The following is a 14,457-nucleotide window of genomic DNA, read 5'->3' as shown; positions in this document are numbered from 1 at the left end:
AAAAACCCTAACACTAATACTATACTTATGAAAACTATACTTGTGCCAACTGATTTTTCAGTACCAGCCGAAAATGCAGCCCATTATGCTAATTCCCTCGCCAAGAGGCTCTTTGCGAATATTCTATTGTGCCATGCGTATAATGTTCCCTCAGATGCCCCTATGGCTGCGCAGATAGCCTGGCCATTGATGGAAGAAGCCGATCTTGACTTGGAAGCCCAGAGTAGTTTAAATGACTTGATTAAAGAGATGTGCGCCAATGGCAGTGGCGATGAAACAGGAAAGTGCCCAAAAGTGGCTTTTGATTTGCAGAAAGGTGAGGTCTGTAAAGTGATAACCGATATGGTAAAGTTAAATAAGGCAGACCTGGTTGTTATGGGCATGTCTGGCGCAGGAAAAATAGTGCAATGGGCGCTTGGTAGCAACAGCAAAAAGATGATCGATTATGCTGACTTTCCGGTCCTCTATGTGCCCTATCCGGCGAGTTATAAAGAAATCAAAAAGATTGGATTTGCCACAGCTTTCTCTGTCGACGATCTTGAACATCTACAGTATTTGTGCAGGTTGGCAGAGGATTTGGATGCTGAAGTTATCGTTTACCATATTACCAGCTTCGATGTACAACACTTCGAAGAAGATCATGGTCTGGATCGCCGTTTTAATGAAGAAGTGGCTGCAAAGCTTAACTACCCAAAAATAAGTTTTCAGGCCATCTGGCATTCAAACGTGAATGAAGGTTTGAAGTACATTATTAACGAAGAGGGGGTTGATCTTTTAGCGATGGTACATCAGCAGCATGGCTTATTGGATAAGCTTTTTAATGGTAGCCATGTTCTCAAAGTTTCAAGAATTACCCAAATTCCACTATTGGTCTTCCAGCCCTGTGAAAAACTTTATAAAATATAGTACGAGATGAGGAGGCAAAATTATAATGTTGTAGGCTATGATTCACGGTATTGGCGAGTATTGGCCGTTGTAGGAATTTTTTTTATCTGCCTGGGCATTTGGATTATTTTTACGTCAGAGCAGAGCTACATCTTCCTCAGCAGATTGCTTGCGATCGGAATGCTAGCATCAGGGCTTTTTGAGGCCGTATTTTCGCTTCTTCAAAACCATAAGATCAAAGGTTGGGGATGGATATTTGCTGGGGGTTGTATAGATACTTTTTTCGGTATCTATGTGCTGAATTTTCCCTTGCTCTCTTTATTATTGATGCCGCTGATTATTGGGGTTTGGATGTTGATTAGGGGATTTATGACGGTAAGCAGCCATCTCGTATTAAAAATACTAGGCGTGAGCGATTGGATTTGGTTGGTTATTACCAGTTTGATCTTGATCCTTCCATCGCTCATCATTCTCATTAATCCAATTGTTGGCTTGGTTAACGTTGTAGTCGTTACCGGGATATCTTTTATTCTTTCAGGTGTTTTTAGAGTGTATTTTTCCCGCCAACTCAAAAATTATTGGCAAATAGGCTAGGGGTGACTAATAGTATACTACTTCCTCAAATGATAGGGAGTTAGCAAGCTTTTCAGATGTGTACGGGCCTCAAAAATTCTGGTTTTAACCGTACCAAGTGGTATATGAAGGGAGTTGGCAATTTCTTTGTATTTATAACCTAGCACAAAAGGCTTAATTGAAAGGTATAGCGAAGGCTTTAATTGGTTCATCGCCTTTTTTATATCGGTATTAATCAATTTTTCTTCTCCACCATTCTTGTAAGAAGTGCATGTCGAAAAATGGCATGATATCGTTTTTTCAATTTCAGAAATCCTTTGATGTTGCTTATGTTTTCTATAGTTGTTGATGTAAATATTTTTCATCAAAACCCATAACCAGGCTCTTAAATTTGTTCCGCTCTGATATTTATCAGAAGCGGTCATCGCTTTTAGTAGGGTATCTTGAACCAAATCATCAATGTCTTCTCGTTCTGTTGTAAATTTCTTTGCAAACTTTTTTAGGAGAGGCATTTGGGCAATTAGGTTAATCTTGAAATTGGCAGATACTGTTATTGAGGGATTATCCATATTTATTCCTATTTGCTATAAAGTTCATTGAATTTTTGCAAGTGGCCCCTGACCTTCGGCAACCTAAAAAATGATGTTAATCAATAAAAATAATAGCAACCCTCATGCTGCAGTTCACCCAATTGCAGCAACTTTAAAGAAACAAATAACATGAAAGCTGTAATACTTGAATCGCTTGGTGCTGCCGAAACGGTAACTGGCTCAAAACACTTGCTCAAAATCCCTGGGTTTACCTTACTCGTAGATTGTGGACTATTTCAAGGTATTAAATCCTTGAGAGAGCAGAATTGGATGCCCCTGCAAATCGACGCACAACAGATTGATGCACTTCTGCTCACGCATGCGCACTTGGATCATTGCGGATACATTCCTTTACTGGTAAAGAAGGGTTTTAAGGGTAAAATATATATGTCGAAACCTACAGCGGCACTTACCCAACTTATTTTGCTCGATAGCGCAAAACTACAGGAAGAAGAAGCGGAAAATGCAAACCGGTATCACTATTCTAAACACCATCCCGCCAAACCGTTATACACCATCAACGATGCTAAAGCTTCGTTTAGGTATTTTGTTGAAGTTCAAGAAGATGTACCCGTTAGATTGAACGAAAACTGTTTGTTTACCTTTAAGCTGGCAGGACATATACTAGGGGCATGTTCAGTGCGGGTTAATTGTTATGGAAGGGATATTCTTTTCTCAGGCGATATTGGGAGAAAACTAAGTCAAATCCTTCCTGCTCCTGATTGTTTTACTCAAGCCGATTATGTAGTTATGGAATCGACCTACGGGGACAGGCTACATGGAAATATAGATCCCTATACCGAGATTGCTGAATGTATTAACGATACTTTGGAGAGTGGGGGGAATGTGATTATTCCGAGCTTCGCCGTTGGTAGGGCACAAGAACTGCTCTATATCTTACACGTTCTTAAATTACAGAAAAGAATTCCTTTAGATCTGCCGATCATACTCGACAGTCCAATGGGCGCTGCTGCAACTGAAATCCACACACGATTTGCCGAGCAATATCTTAGTGTTGCAGCCGGGCAATGGACAGACATGTTAAAACATATTCGTGTAAATAAGGAATATAGCGGTACAGCGAATATCGTGAATGATAAACAGAGCAAGATAATAGTTGCCGCAAGTGGGATGTTAAGCGGAGGGAGGGTACTAGAATACTTAAAACATGATTTGGGTAATGTGAATACTTCCATTTTAATGATAGGTTTTCAGGCAGAGGGAACTAGGGGCAGGGCATTGTTAAACCATGCCCATGAACTGAAGATCCATGGTAGGTTTTATCCTGTGAAGGCCAAAGCAATTGAAGTGCAGGGGCTATCTGCACATGCCGATCAGTTAGAACTAATTACTTGGCTTAAAAAGTTAAAAAGGTTACCCAAGGCGATCATGCTTGTGCATGGGGAACCTTGTGCGCTGGAGGCTTTGCGGGTGAAGATTAAAGATGAAATCCAAATTGACGCCAAGATCATGAAACAGCAACAACAAGTAATTCTTTTTGATGGTGACGAAAATCATTCCTAAGGTTGACCACGGGCAAGATAAAATCTGTATTTAACTGGGAAATTTGGAGGGTAAGAACAATGGGGTTTTTACTTCAAAATAAATGATTATGAAAACAGATCTTCAGATCCAAAAGGACGTGATGGACGAAATCAAATGGCAACCTAACCTCACATCGTCTGAAATAGGGGTAGCGGTTAAAAATGGCGTGGTCACCTTGTCGGGCCAAGTAGATAGCTTTCTCAAAAAACTTGCAGCAGAGAGAGCTGCAAAAAAGGTGTCGGGCGTTAAAGCTGTCGCCGAAGATATCCAAGTTGGGGTATCACCAAGTTTTAAAAAATCGGATGCCGAGATTGCTGCCGCTGCACTCAATGCCCTAAAGTGGAATTCTGCCGTTCAGCACGAGCGTATTAAAATCGAAGTGGAGGATGGGGTGGTAAAGCTTGAGGGTGAGGCTGACTGGAATTTTCAGCGATCAGAGGCAAAAAAATCAATCGAGAAGCTTCAGGGAGTTCGAATGGTGCTTAATTTCGTTACCTTAAAGCCACAAGTAATACCTTCAGATATCGAGCAAAAAATCGCAGCTGCATTTCAGCGAAGTGCCAGTATAGACAGTAAAGCTGTTAGGGCCGAAGTTGTCGGTAGCAAAGTAATATTGCGTGGAACGGTTCATTCGTTTGCAGAAAAACAAGATGCAGAAAATGCGGCTTGGGCAGCTTCAGGGGTATTGTCAGTAGAAAATAAACTGGATATTGAAATCCCACAAATGGCTTTTTAATGAGATTTACAAGCCTGCCATAAACCGTTCTATATTTTTTTAGAACGGTTTAATTTTGCCTATACTTTATGTGCTATCAAGTTGGTTAATTCACGTTATTCTCCTAATATTCGAAGTCGACGGAAACTTTGTCTGCGTTTTTCTGAATACTTTTTAAAGGCTATGACTTTTATGTGTGCCAATGTTTCGTCAACCGAATCCGTCATAAGGACAAGCTTCAAATCTTCGGGTGAAATTGTTCCTTCCTTGATCATCGTATTGAAGAGTGGTGTTAGGGGTTGCCAAAAATTTTTGCCAAAAAGGACAATTGGGAAATCGAGAATTTTCTTGGTCTGAATTAAGGTGAGGGCCTCAAAAAATTCATCAAGTGTTCCAATTCCGCCTGGCATAATGATAAATGCATCAGAATATTTGAACATTAATACTTTTCTAACAAAAAAGTATTTGCAAATAAACCATTTGTCGAGATAGGGATTGGGATGCTGCTCTTTGGGCAATCTGATGTTGCAGCCTACAGACAAACCCTTACCTTCTCGCGCTCCCCGATTAGCGGCTTCCATAATACCCGGGCCCCCACCGGTAATGGTGGTAAAGCCAAGCTGGGCGAGTCTGTTTCCGATTTGCCTTGCGCTTTCATAATAAGGGGAAGCTGATTTGATTCTTGCAGATCCGAAAACGGCTACACAAGGGCCTAAAAAGTGCAAAACCCTAAATCCCGAAATAAACTCGAAAAGTACTTTTATTGCAAAAAAAAGTTCTTTTAGACGCGATCTCGGACCTTCTAGGAAAATTTTTTCGCCGTCGTTTTTTTTGCCAGATTTCGTTATTGTATCCATGGCTAGGGGTTGATGATCATATCGTTTATGCTACCCTGAAAATAGCAGAAATCGCGGTGTGAAAAGTTCCAAGTGGCGTTGAAGAATGTTGGGAACCTAATGCCGCCGTGAGTTACGTAACTACTGCATTCGGCCGTCCATTTAACAGGGTGAAAAATCCCTTTTTTATCAGTAAAATAACGATCATTGGTTTCGAATTTGTTGATTTCAAAATTAGTGTTGAAAAAGAATATTCCGCTGGCTTTGAGACCATGATAATCGATTGTACCTTTTACCACATATTTGCTAAGTTCTTCCCAATGAATATAACGCTGAAGCGCATAGTCTGGAATGATCATCGTTTCTGCCAAAATAGTTGCCAGTTCTGCCTTGTCTATCTCTGGTCCTTGTGCTCTAGCAAGGTTGAAGAGCCTAGCCATGCGTATAAACATACCGCCTTTGCCATGCCGAAAGCTATCGAAGCCCTCGAGTGTAAATAAACCAAATAATTTAGTTTTCATATAGGCCAGCCGGATCGGATCGGGTAGAAAATTGTGCTGTACACTTTCCATCAGCTTCCACTTTCCGTTTTCTGAAAATTTTAGCTTCGTTGCTTTCCATTCCACTTTGGTTTCGTGGATGTCACCTTGAGTGATAAAACCAGACTGCTGAACGAAGTGTTGCAGCGCATTTGGCAATTCATCTACCTTGCGCTTGCCTGTATAGATTTTTTTAACAAGCGCCCTTGCTCTTTTAAGCTCTAGTGAAAATAGACTTTTCAAACTATCCATGATGTTTGGCTAAAAGGTTAGCAGGGAAGATTAATAGCGGAAGTTTTTGGTGCCTTGCCAGTTTGGTAGTATGGCTGCCATTTAATACTTTATATAGAAGGGAATGTGGGTTATAAATGATTCCAAGCATATCTGCTCCAATTGTTGCATTGAATTCGTTCAAAGTTTTTATCATATTTTCTCCTTTAAGCAAGGTAAAGGTGATGTTTGCCCGACCTAACATTGCTACATTCCGTTCGAATTTCGTTACCTTGTCTTCTTGGATGAAATCGGGTATAAATACAGGTTTGGCAATGTGGCAGACATGAATGTTGAATTTATGCTTTTGAGCAAAAGGTTGGATCCTTCTCAAAAAGGAGAGATCGTCATCCCCTAGATCAGTGGCAAAAACAAAATCGGCTATTTGAGTGCCCTTATGGTTTTTGGGGATGATTAATAGCGGATAGTTTAGTTGCTTAAGTAGACCTTCTAAATCTATGGCAGAGAAGATTAACGGTAGAGAAGTGTGATGCATCCCCATCACCATCATCGAAATCTGCAGAGAGGGATTTAAATTTTTAAGAATTTGAGCGATAGATTCGATCGAGGCAAAGGTAGTTACTTTGGGTTTAAAAGCGGTTGTGGTTTGTTTATCGATCAACCTTCTGAGTCTTCTAGCTTCTTTTTTCAATCCGCTTTCACTAGCTGTAGCGATTAGGGCCGAATCTACTATTGATCTGCCTTCAGTTTCCGCAGAAAACAGGGCAAAAGGGAGCTGGTAGGAGTTGAGTAATAGAAGAGCCGATTCAAGTCGACAGCCAATCGCACTAGCAAAATTTGCTGCAACTCTTGCTGTTTTTGAAAAATCTGTAAGTACAAGTATTGTTTTCATATGTATGTAATTTACCAGCCAATAGGCCTTTTGTCTTCTGGAAGAACAAGTAATGGGATATGCAAGCTATTTGCAAGCATCTTGGTATGGCCGCTAGTTAGCAGTCTTGTAAGCGGGCTAGCGTGCCGATGGATGATGGCCATCAGGTTAACTAGACCGTTTTCTGCAAGCCAAGTCAAACCTTCATTTATATCTGAAGCGATAAGATGCCGGTAATATATTTTTCCGTAATTTAATTTGCCTTTAACGTTATTTAAAAATATATTTTCTGAGGAACTTGGGTTGTGTTCGTCGCCGGGATCTTTATTTACATGAACCAGTAAGATTTCGGGGTCGAATAGGGAGAACAATCTGGCGACAGATTGGATAGAATTCAGATCGCTTTCACTGAGATCAGTTGCAAAGGCAATTTTACGCAGGGGAACAAAATCAGTATTTTTGGGCACTAAAAGTACCGGATGTTTGATTTTTTCAATGACCGCTCTGCTATTGCTTCCCCAAAAAAGCTGGTTCAATCTGCCAGCTCCTGCAAGTCCCATCACGATAAGATCAAAATGATAAGTGCTGGTTAATTTATCGATGATTTGTACAACTGATCCTGTTTCGGTGCTGGAGGTGAGGGTTGGCAAGTAAGGGGTTGTGAGTATATAATCATTTTTTAAGACATCGATGTATTTTTCCAGTCTTTCGTCAGATTCTTCTTTCAATTCTTCAAAGTTTTCTAATGGCCACATCATCACCCCTGCCATGGGAAGAAGTTCAGGTATTTCCAATCCATGGAAAAGGTGAATTTCGGCGTTAATTTTTTTTGCAATTTGAATGGCATGTCTAACAGCCTGATCTGAGTAGGATGAATAATCTATTGGAACAAGGATCTTTTTCATGAATGTGGTTATTTAACTTTTGTCTTAACAAGTTGTTCGAATGGTTTATACATTCTGTCCATCAAAATCTTGTCGAGCCTATAAACATCTTCATGACGGGCTAAAAGTCCGCCCTCGACAGTTATGGTCAGATATGTGATTAAAATGGGAACGGGTGTTTTTAGGGCAAATTTTTCTTTGCTATAGTTAGACATGGCTTTCTTCAAAGGTGCAATGAGTGCATTTTGTCTGTCTCTTTCTAACAATAAAGTGGCCAATACTTCCGCATGTTCTACCCTGATACATCCATGGCTGAGCGCCCTTTTTTTTCGTTCAAAGTAGGGTTGTTCTGGAGTGTCGTGCAAATAGATGCCATACGTATTATTGAACCTGAATACCACTTTACCTAATGCATTACCACAACCTGGGCTTTGTTTAGCATGGAACTGAGAAGGGTCTTTTCTGATATTGGCTATTGATTTAGCTGTGATGGGAATGTAGTGTCCTTGTTTATCGTAAATAGCCATGTGATTGGTTTCAAAAAAGCTATTATTCTTAATCAGTTTAGGCAATAGCTCTTTTGAAAAGATAGCCTGTGGGATATTCCAGTCTGGACCTGTTTCTAGATAACTGATTTCACTGGCTAAGGTCGGTGTTGGTGTTGAGGGTTTGCCAACTACCACTTTAAATTCGTGTGTTGAATTTTGATCGAAGTAGGTTAACTTGAATGAGGGGATATTAATATGAAGAAAGTTGTCGCTTTTAATTTCTCGCCATCTCAATCTTTCCATATTAATGGCAATCGTTCTAATTTCCTCTTCTGGAGTCTCGTACGAGTCGCACGTATACTGTCCGGCAATCAACTTCATGTATCCTTGCAACTGTTTGTACTGATCAATTTGAGGTTGTACGCTAAGAATAGCATCCATTAGATTTGGACTGGCTAGTGCTTTATGAAGAAAGTCTTCAGTGCTAAATTCGCTTGCATTACCGTTGTCTAGCTTTACACTCGTTAGGTTGGGATTATATGCACCATAGTGGAGGTGATTGATCATGCTGATCATGGCGTCGGTAAGCATGATCTCATACTGCACTTTTTTGCTTGCAGTTATGCCTGATTCACTGAGTGCATTATGCATACGGAAATAGTCTAATATTTCTGGATGATAGTCTTTGCGCTGGAGTCCATATTGCCTCACACAGTCTAACAATAACATTGCCTTCACTGTAGGTTGAATATTTTCATCGGATCGTAACCAGGTGGGTGTAAAATCGTTACCATAGAAGCGCCTTACTGTATTTGGGAAATTAAGTTGTTTTAATACCGTGGCGTTGTTGAGTTGTGTGTATATTTCTGTTTTGATAGAATCGGTAGTGGAAATGGATTGTGCACCCAACGTGAGGTGAAAGATGAGTTGAAGTACTAAAATGATCGTACCAACAATCCATATACTGCTGCTATCATCTTGTTTTCTTAGGGGGAAGGGTCTGTTTGGTGATTTCATACTATTCGTTCTTAAAGTGGTAAAGTTCTGAATACCTGAATTTTAAAAAACTGACAGCGATCACTTTTCGAAATGATTATCGACAGCTATCAAATTAGACTTCTGGCCTAGAAACTTTGACCAGTGGGATAAGCCACTGCAAAAAGGTTGACGACAATCAGTTTTAATTCTGTCTATTGTCAGGAACCCTAAAAAATACCTGCTATAACTTTGATGTATTCATTTATTAAGAAGTAATCATCATGAAAACCGCATTACACAACCTGAGAATTTGCACTGTACTCAAAATTGCAGTCTTATCAATTGCCCTTTCTCCTATAGGACTGATGGCGCAACCCGTTTATAAATTAACTCCTGCTAACGATGTTTTTGTAAAAGTATATGGTACATCGAATGTTCACGACTGGACGATGACCAGTACAGGCATTGAAAGCCAAGGTGTTTTTAAATTTAATTCAAAAGACGAGCTGATTGGATTATCTGCCTTTACTTTCACGGTACAGGCAAGGAGTTTAAAAAGTGGAAAATCGTCAATGGACGATAGAACGTATAAAAGCATTCTTGCCGATGCCTTTCCCAAAATTGTATACCAATTAAAAACAGCAACAGTAAATCCTTTGGGATCGAATAGGTTTCAATTGCAAACTACGGGAAGCCTAACCATCGCTGGCGCAACACAGCTCATTACCTTAAACGTGATGGCAACTTTGAACCCAGATCAATCGATTACCTGCACTGGAACAGAAAAGTTAAAGCTAACCGATTATAAAATCGACCCACCTAGTTTTATGCTTGGGGCGATGAAAGTTGGAAACGACCTTACTATCAAATTCGACCTTAACTATAATAAAGCTGTAAATGCTAAATAATATTAACCTCATAAAAAAAATAGTCATGAAAAATAAATTTACAACTCAAAAAATTACCGTCATTGCATTTTTTGCACTCAGCATGTTTGGTAATCATCTAATGGCTCAGGTGTCTAATCTCAGGCCGTACGATAAATCGGGAATAAATGTTTTTGAAGCTCCAAAAGATAAGGATGCGATTTTCGATAAGCTAAAGGTACAGTTTGGAGCTGGCTTTACGCAATCCTTTCAAGGGTTGAAACACGAAAATGCATCCGGAGGCCTATACAAAATCACCTCTGGATTTAATACTGCGAATGCAAATCTATTTATGGATGTACAATTAGCGGATGGCATACGTTTAAATCTAACCAGCTATCTTTCTTCTCGACACCATAACGAAACTTGGGTAAAAGGCGGTTACATCCAATTTGATAAACTTCCGTTTAAGGGCGAGCTATGGAAAGACATTATGTCGGTAACTACGATTAAAGTTGGACACATGGAAATTAATTATGGCGACCAACATTTTCGCAGATCTGATGGTGGACAGACCATAGCAAATCCCTTTATCGAAAACTACATTATGGATGGTTTCACTACCGAAATTGGCGGAGAAATTCTTGTGAGAAAAAATGCGTTGTTCGGTATGGCAGCAGTATCTAATGGCATGATCAAAGGAAATATCGATGAATTGGTAGCAACATCACAAGATGCAAACACCCATAAATCACCAGCCTTTTATTTTAAAGGAGGATTCGATAAACAAGTGAATACAGATCTTAGGCTGCGCTTGGCGGGTTCTTATTACACCAATAATAGTTCAGGCGGGCAAACTCTTTTTGGGGGCGACCGCACAGGGTCTAACTATTTCATGGTATTGGAAAAAGTGGGTGGCACCACTACTGCAAATGCCTTCTCTGGACGATTTAATCCAGGCTTCAGTAAAAAGGTAAATGCCGTGCAATTGAATGCATTTGTGAAATTACAAGGCCTAGAAGTATTTGCAACTTATGAAAATGCCAAAGGACGGGCAAAAACAGAGATAAGTGAGCGTAACGCAGAACAGATTGCTATCGACGGTGTATACCGTTTTGGAGCTTCAGAAGACTTCTTTATTGGAGCCAAATATAATGTAGTTACCGCAGGATTGGCCAACATGGCTGCCGCTGGAACCTCCCCAGCCATTAACTATTCAGGGGATGTTAAAATAGATCGTGTTGCTTTTGCAGCAGGATGGTTCATGACCAAGAACATTTTGTTAAAAGGCGAGTATGTAACACAGAAATACAAAGATTTTCCAACAGCAGATTATCGCAATGCAGGTAAATTTAATGGGTATGTGATTCAGGCCGTCGTTGGATTTTAAAATTAATAAGGCAGGCAGCTCAAAGCTGCCTGCTTTTCACTAAAAATGAAAGAGATGAAAACGCTAATGATAATCTTGATGGCTTCGATGTTAACCAGTTTCGATAATGTTCGTCATCACCCGGTATTCGGCAAATCGTCGAAATGGGTAATTAGCAAAAGCAGTAGCTTAGCTGTAAATGGTAGTACTAACGTTAACAGATTCTCTTGTGCGATCGTTCAGTATCCTAAAACGGATACCGTGAGAAGCTCACAGGATCAAAAAAATGTCTTCTCATTGTCGGGCGAGATTAATATCGAAGTGAAAAACTTTAACTGTAATAATTCTTTAATGACTCAGGAGTTGCGCAAAACGTTGAAAGAAACACAATTTCCTACGCTTCAAGTTCGGTTCCTATCATTGAAGGCAACACCCGCTTCCATACAAAGTAGAGATTTTGCAAGGGGGCTTGTGGAGATTGAGATTGCTGGCATTGCCAAACGATTTGAAATTGATTACCAGTTAAGCTTCGATAAAAATACGATGTACTTCACTGGATGTCAGCTTATTAATTTCTCTGATTTCAAATTAGAACCCCCTAAAAAGATGGGGAAGCTGATACAAGCTAAAGATCAACTCAAAGTAGTGTTTTTTCTTAAAATGGAGGAGGCTTCTTAGCTCGATAGTCTACAATCTCTAATCAATAATCTGAAGTGCTGCATAAAACAAAAATTAACAATTAAATTCAATAGACATGGAAACTAACATGGCACCCCTAGACCGAATCCTCAGGCTAATGTTGGCTTTGGGATTAATCTCCAGCATTTATTTCATTCAAGGAATCAGTTCCATGATTGGTATAATTATGGTTGTGATTGCAGGCATACTTTGTATTTCAAGTATTTTTGGATTTTGCCTGATATATGCACTAATCGATTTCAAGACTTCAAAATAGAGTTCCTGATTTTAAAAAACAGATTATATTCTCCTCGTATTACTAGAATTTCATCGTCCGACATTAATAACTGCTTGATTTTTAACCTAAAAAATTTGGTGTTAAATATTTTCAAAATAATTCATTGTCTGAATTTGTTCTAATGATATTTTTTCTATATTTGCGCCATAGAATTTGCAGCTGCAATTTTAAAAAAGGATAGATCACTCGTTAAGTTTATTTTCGAATTCTTCTTTTTCATACTAACAAAAGATCGATACCAGTTCGGGGTGTAGCGTAGCCCGGTATCGCGCCTGCTTTGGGAGCAGGAGGTCGTAGGTTCGAATCCTGCCACCCCGACAATTTCAAGCCTCTTTTGCGAAGCAAAAGGGGCTTTATTGTTTTTCAGTCAGCCCAAGCCGAGCGCAGCGAAGGCTTGACGGCGCAGCGGAAAAACAATAAAGCAGGATGCGAGATACGAGCAGCCTAGGCTTGGATTTGAATCTCCCCCACTTAGGATCACCGGAGCGCAGCGAAGGTAATCTGCCACCCCGACCAGAGAGGACAAGTCAAATTTAGTTTTGATTTCTCCTTTTTTGTTTTCAGATAACTCTTTTTTAATCATATATGAAATTATTCTTAAAATTTTACCATTTAAAACTACTATAATCCTTACAAAAACTTTAAAAACGTTTAAAATATTTTTATTTAATTAAATTTTGTTTTAAAATATTTATTTTGTTCATTTGATAACACATAAGGGATATTAATTTAACGTGCTATCCTTTACCTTACCCAAATATTTAACAAAATAAAAATGGCAACAACTTTAGCTCCTGAAAGACGACGATGGCTCATTATTGCAGTTATTTTTATAGCTATTGTATTCAATTATTTCGACAGGCAAATTGTATCCATCCTAAAACCGATTATCAAAAAAGAATACAACCTTGGTGATGACGGGTATGCCTTTGTATTAAATATATTTACGATCTGCTATGCACTTATGTATCCCGTTACAGGTTGGCTAGTTGATAGATTTGGAGCAAGATTGACCATGTTTTTCGGTATCATTGGCTGGTCATTAGCTTCAATTGGAGGGGGGCTTGCTAGAACAATTGGTCAGTTTTCATTTTTCAGAGGCATGTTAGGTGCGGCAGAGCCAACTAATTTTCCCGCCCAATTAAGGGTGGTTACCATATGGTTTCCTGGAAAGCTAAGAGCAACAGCCAATAGTCTGTGTGTAGCGGGTAGTTCTATTGGTGCAATTATAGCGCCTCCTCTAGTAGCATGGTTAGCTATTAAATACGATTGGCACATGGTATTTATCATTGCTGGTGTTTCAGGCTTAATTATAGCATTGATGTGGATTTTAATTTACATCGATCCACCGGCAAAGATTTTGGAAGAAGCTACCGGCCGATCTGCTACGGTAGAACGCGAGGGATTTAGTTGGGGACAACTTTGGAAGACAAAAAGTTTATGGGGAATCTTATTGATTCGCTTCGTAACCGATCCGGTTTGGTATTTCTGTTTGTTTTGGCTTCCTGGATATTTACAGGAACAATCGGGTTTATCTTTGAAAGAAATGGGCCTGTACGGCTGGATACCTTTCCTAGTAGCTGATCTGGGCGCAATAGGCACGTCTGCTTGGTCTGATTATATGGTGAGAAAGGGTAGAAAGCCTTTAAATGCCCGAAAAATAATGCTAAGTGCGGTTGCCGTGCTTTCTCCATTGTGTATTTTAACTCCATACCTTCCTTCTGCATTTGCTACTTTATTAATTTTTAGCATTGTGGCCATCGCTTGCTTAAGCTGGCTGTTTACCGTTAGTGTAGTAGTTGCAGAAGCATTCCCGAGCCGGAATGTAGCCAGTGTATTGGGCATAGCAGGGGGGTGTGGCGCTGTGGGCGCCGTGTGCTTTAACTATTTCGTTGGTCAATTTATGGGTAAAGTTGGAGCCGAACAGATTTTTATAGCCATGGCATTTTTACACCCTATAGGGGTAATCATTTTATGGACAATGATTAAACCAGAATTGCCAAAAACATTAACAACAAGCAATTAATAATAAATTATTTCCTTATAGTAATGACCATCATGAACAAACACTTACAAACCATTATTAATAGTGCTCATGATAGCTTCATCAC

16 protein-coding genes and 1 tRNA gene are annotated in these 14,457 nt (G+C 39.6%); 10 read left to right on the top strand and 7 right to left on the bottom strand.

Annotated elements, in window-relative coordinates:
* Positions 1-27 precede the first annotated feature (27 nt).
* Together WG904_RS12670 and WG904_RS12665 are read left to right on the top strand one after the other, a co-directional pair.
* Positions 28-906: a universal stress protein gene (locus WG904_RS12670; RefSeq protein ID WP_339579691.1), complete on the top strand. Its 879-nt coding sequence runs from the start codon at positions 28-30 to the stop codon at positions 904-906.
* Between the two features lie 6 nt (positions 907-912).
* Positions 913-1,479, top strand: coding sequence for an HdeD family acid-resistance protein (locus WG904_RS12665; RefSeq protein ID WP_339579690.1), 567 nt, complete (start codon positions 913-915; stop codon positions 1,477-1,479).
* Positions 1,480-1,496: 17 nt separating this feature from the next.
* Here WG904_RS12665 and WG904_RS12660 read toward each other — a convergent pair whose 3' ends face one another.
* Positions 1,497-2,027, bottom strand: coding sequence for an RNA polymerase sigma factor (locus WG904_RS12660; protein WP_339579689.1), 531 nt, complete (start codon positions 2,025-2,027; stop codon positions 1,497-1,499).
* Between the two features lie 150 nt (positions 2,028-2,177).
* Between WG904_RS12660 and WG904_RS12655 the strand changes: the two genes are divergently transcribed.
* Together WG904_RS12655 and WG904_RS12650 are read left to right on the top strand one after the other, a co-directional pair.
* Entirely contained in the window at positions 2,178-3,572 is a 1,395-nt protein-coding gene (locus WG904_RS12655) for an MBL fold metallo-hydrolase RNA specificity domain-containing protein (RefSeq protein ID WP_339579688.1), read from the top strand.
* Positions 3,573-3,660: 88 nt separating this feature from the next.
* Positions 3,661-4,329: a BON domain-containing protein gene (locus tag WG904_RS12650; RefSeq protein WP_339579687.1), complete on the top strand. Its 669-nt coding sequence runs from the start codon at positions 3,661-3,663 to the stop codon at positions 4,327-4,329.
* Between the two features lie 95 nt (positions 4,330-4,424).
* Here WG904_RS12650 and WG904_RS12645 read toward each other — a convergent pair whose 3' ends face one another.
* From WG904_RS12645 to WG904_RS12625, 5 genes are read right to left on the bottom strand one after another with little or no spacing between them, the layout of a single operon-like run.
* Positions 4,425-5,165: an LOG family protein gene (locus tag WG904_RS12645; RefSeq protein ID WP_339579686.1), complete on the bottom strand. Its 741-nt coding sequence runs from the start codon at positions 5,163-5,165 to the stop codon at positions 4,425-4,427.
* 2 nt (positions 5,166-5,167) lie between these two features.
* Positions 5,168-5,935, bottom strand: coding sequence for a DUF6920 family protein (locus WG904_RS12640; RefSeq protein WP_339579685.1), 768 nt, complete (start codon positions 5,933-5,935; stop codon positions 5,168-5,170).
* Positions 5,928-6,806, bottom strand: a complete 879-nt coding sequence (locus WG904_RS12635; RefSeq protein WP_339579684.1) for a hypothetical protein — start codon at positions 6,804-6,806, stop codon at positions 5,928-5,930. The genes WG904_RS12640 and WG904_RS12635 overlap by 8 nt, the downstream gene beginning before the upstream one ends.
* Positions 6,807-6,817: 11 nt before the next feature.
* A complete protein-coding gene (locus WG904_RS12630) occupies positions 6,818-7,690 on the bottom strand; it encodes a universal stress protein (RefSeq protein ID WP_339579683.1) in 873 nt (290 codons plus the stop codon).
* 8 nt (positions 7,691-7,698) lie between these two features.
* Positions 7,699-9,174: a L,D-transpeptidase family protein gene (locus tag WG904_RS12625; protein ID WP_339579682.1), complete on the bottom strand. Its 1,476-nt coding sequence runs from the start codon at positions 9,172-9,174 to the stop codon at positions 7,699-7,701.
* A 242-nt stretch (positions 9,175-9,416) separates the two neighbouring features.
* Between WG904_RS12625 and WG904_RS12620 the strand changes: the two genes are divergently transcribed.
* The 5 genes from WG904_RS12620 (at position 9,417) to WG904_RS12605 (ending at position 12,664) form a co-directional block, all read left to right on the top strand.
* Positions 9,417-10,043 carry a YceI family protein gene (locus WG904_RS12620; RefSeq protein WP_339579681.1) on the top strand — a complete coding sequence of 209 codons (627 nt, stop codon included), beginning with the start codon at positions 9,417-9,419 and terminating at the stop codon, positions 10,041-10,043.
* A 25-nt stretch (positions 10,044-10,068) separates the two neighbouring features.
* Positions 10,069-11,391: a hypothetical protein gene (locus WG904_RS12615; RefSeq protein WP_339579680.1), complete on the top strand. Its 1,323-nt coding sequence runs from the start codon at positions 10,069-10,071 to the stop codon at positions 11,389-11,391.
* Between the two features lie 54 nt (positions 11,392-11,445).
* Positions 11,446-12,048 carry a YceI family protein gene (locus WG904_RS12610; protein WP_339579679.1) on the top strand — a complete coding sequence of 201 codons (603 nt, stop codon included), beginning with the start codon at positions 11,446-11,448 and terminating at the stop codon, positions 12,046-12,048.
* 76 nt (positions 12,049-12,124) lie between these two features.
* Complete coding sequence (locus WG904_RS19640; protein WP_431844425.1) at positions 12,125-12,325, top strand: YgaP family membrane protein; 201 nt, start codon at positions 12,125-12,127, stop codon at positions 12,323-12,325.
* Between the two features lie 265 nt (positions 12,326-12,590).
* A tRNA-Pro gene (locus WG904_RS12605) sits at positions 12,591-12,664 on the top strand.
* A gap of 49 nt (positions 12,665-12,713) precedes the next feature.
* Here the strand turns inward: WG904_RS12605 and WG904_RS12600 are convergent.
* A complete protein-coding gene (locus tag WG904_RS12600; RefSeq protein WP_339579678.1) occupies positions 12,714-12,929 on the bottom strand; it encodes a hypothetical protein in 216 nt (71 codons plus the stop codon).
* 192 nt (positions 12,930-13,121) lie between these two features.
* Here WG904_RS12600 and WG904_RS12595 point away from each other — a divergent pair, with 192 nt between their 5' ends.
* Positions 13,122-14,372, top strand: coding sequence for an MFS transporter (locus WG904_RS12595; protein WP_339579677.1), 1,251 nt, complete (start codon positions 13,122-13,124; stop codon positions 14,370-14,372).
* Positions 14,373-14,457 lie beyond the last annotated feature (85 nt).

Source organism: Pedobacter anseongensis, from assembly GCF_037482965.1.
GTDB classification, from domain to species: Bacteria; Bacteroidota; Bacteroidia; order Sphingobacteriales; family Sphingobacteriaceae; genus Pedobacter; species Pedobacter anseongensis.
Note: the sequence above shows the minus strand (reverse complement) of the source record. Positions and strands in the feature narration are given on the sequence as shown.

What these genes read in the sequence shown, in the direction of transcription:
- WG904_RS12670 (WP_339579691.1), top strand. Translation starts at nt 28, where the DNA reads ATGAAAACTATACTTGTGCCAACTGATTTTTCAGTACCAGCCGAAAAT.
- WG904_RS12665 (WP_339579690.1), top strand. Translation starts at nt 913, where the DNA reads ATGAGGAGGCAAAATTATAATGTTGTAGGCTATGATTCACGGTATTGG.
- WG904_RS12660 (WP_339579689.1), bottom strand. Translation starts at nt 2,027, where the DNA reads ATGGATAATCCCTCAATAACAGTATCTGCCAATTTCAAGATTAACCTA.
- WG904_RS12655 (WP_339579688.1), top strand. Translation starts at nt 2,178, where the DNA reads ATGAAAGCTGTAATACTTGAATCGCTTGGTGCTGCCGAAACGGTAACT.
- WG904_RS12650 (WP_339579687.1), top strand. Translation starts at nt 3,661, where the DNA reads ATGAAAACAGATCTTCAGATCCAAAAGGACGTGATGGACGAAATCAAA.
- WG904_RS12645 (WP_339579686.1), bottom strand. Translation starts at nt 5,165, where the DNA reads ATGGATACAATAACGAAATCTGGCAAAAAAAACGACGGCGAAAAAATT.
- WG904_RS12640 (WP_339579685.1), bottom strand. Translation starts at nt 5,935, where the DNA reads ATGGATAGTTTGAAAAGTCTATTTTCACTAGAGCTTAAAAGAGCAAGG.
- WG904_RS12635 (WP_339579684.1), bottom strand. Translation starts at nt 6,806, where the DNA reads ATGAAAACAATACTTGTACTTACAGATTTTTCAAAAACAGCAAGAGTT.
- WG904_RS12630 (WP_339579683.1), bottom strand. Translation starts at nt 7,690, where the DNA reads ATGAAAAAGATCCTTGTTCCAATAGATTATTCATCCTACTCAGATCAG.
- WG904_RS12625 (WP_339579682.1), bottom strand. Translation starts at nt 9,174, where the DNA reads ATGAAATCACCAAACAGACCCTTCCCCCTAAGAAAACAAGATGATAGC.
- WG904_RS12620 (WP_339579681.1), top strand. Translation starts at nt 9,417, where the DNA reads ATGAAAACCGCATTACACAACCTGAGAATTTGCACTGTACTCAAAATT.
- WG904_RS12615 (WP_339579680.1), top strand. Translation starts at nt 10,069, where the DNA reads ATGAAAAATAAATTTACAACTCAAAAAATTACCGTCATTGCATTTTTT.
- WG904_RS12610 (WP_339579679.1), top strand. Translation starts at nt 11,446, where the DNA reads ATGAAAACGCTAATGATAATCTTGATGGCTTCGATGTTAACCAGTTTC.
- WG904_RS19640 (WP_431844425.1), top strand. Translation starts at nt 12,125, where the DNA reads ATGGAAACTAACATGGCACCCCTAGACCGAATCCTCAGGCTAATGTTG.
- WG904_RS12600 (WP_339579678.1), bottom strand. Translation starts at nt 12,929, where the DNA reads ATGATTAAAAAAGAGTTATCTGAAAACAAAAAAGGAGAAATCAAAACT.
- WG904_RS12595 (WP_339579677.1), top strand. Translation starts at nt 13,122, where the DNA reads ATGGCAACAACTTTAGCTCCTGAAAGACGACGATGGCTCATTATTGCA.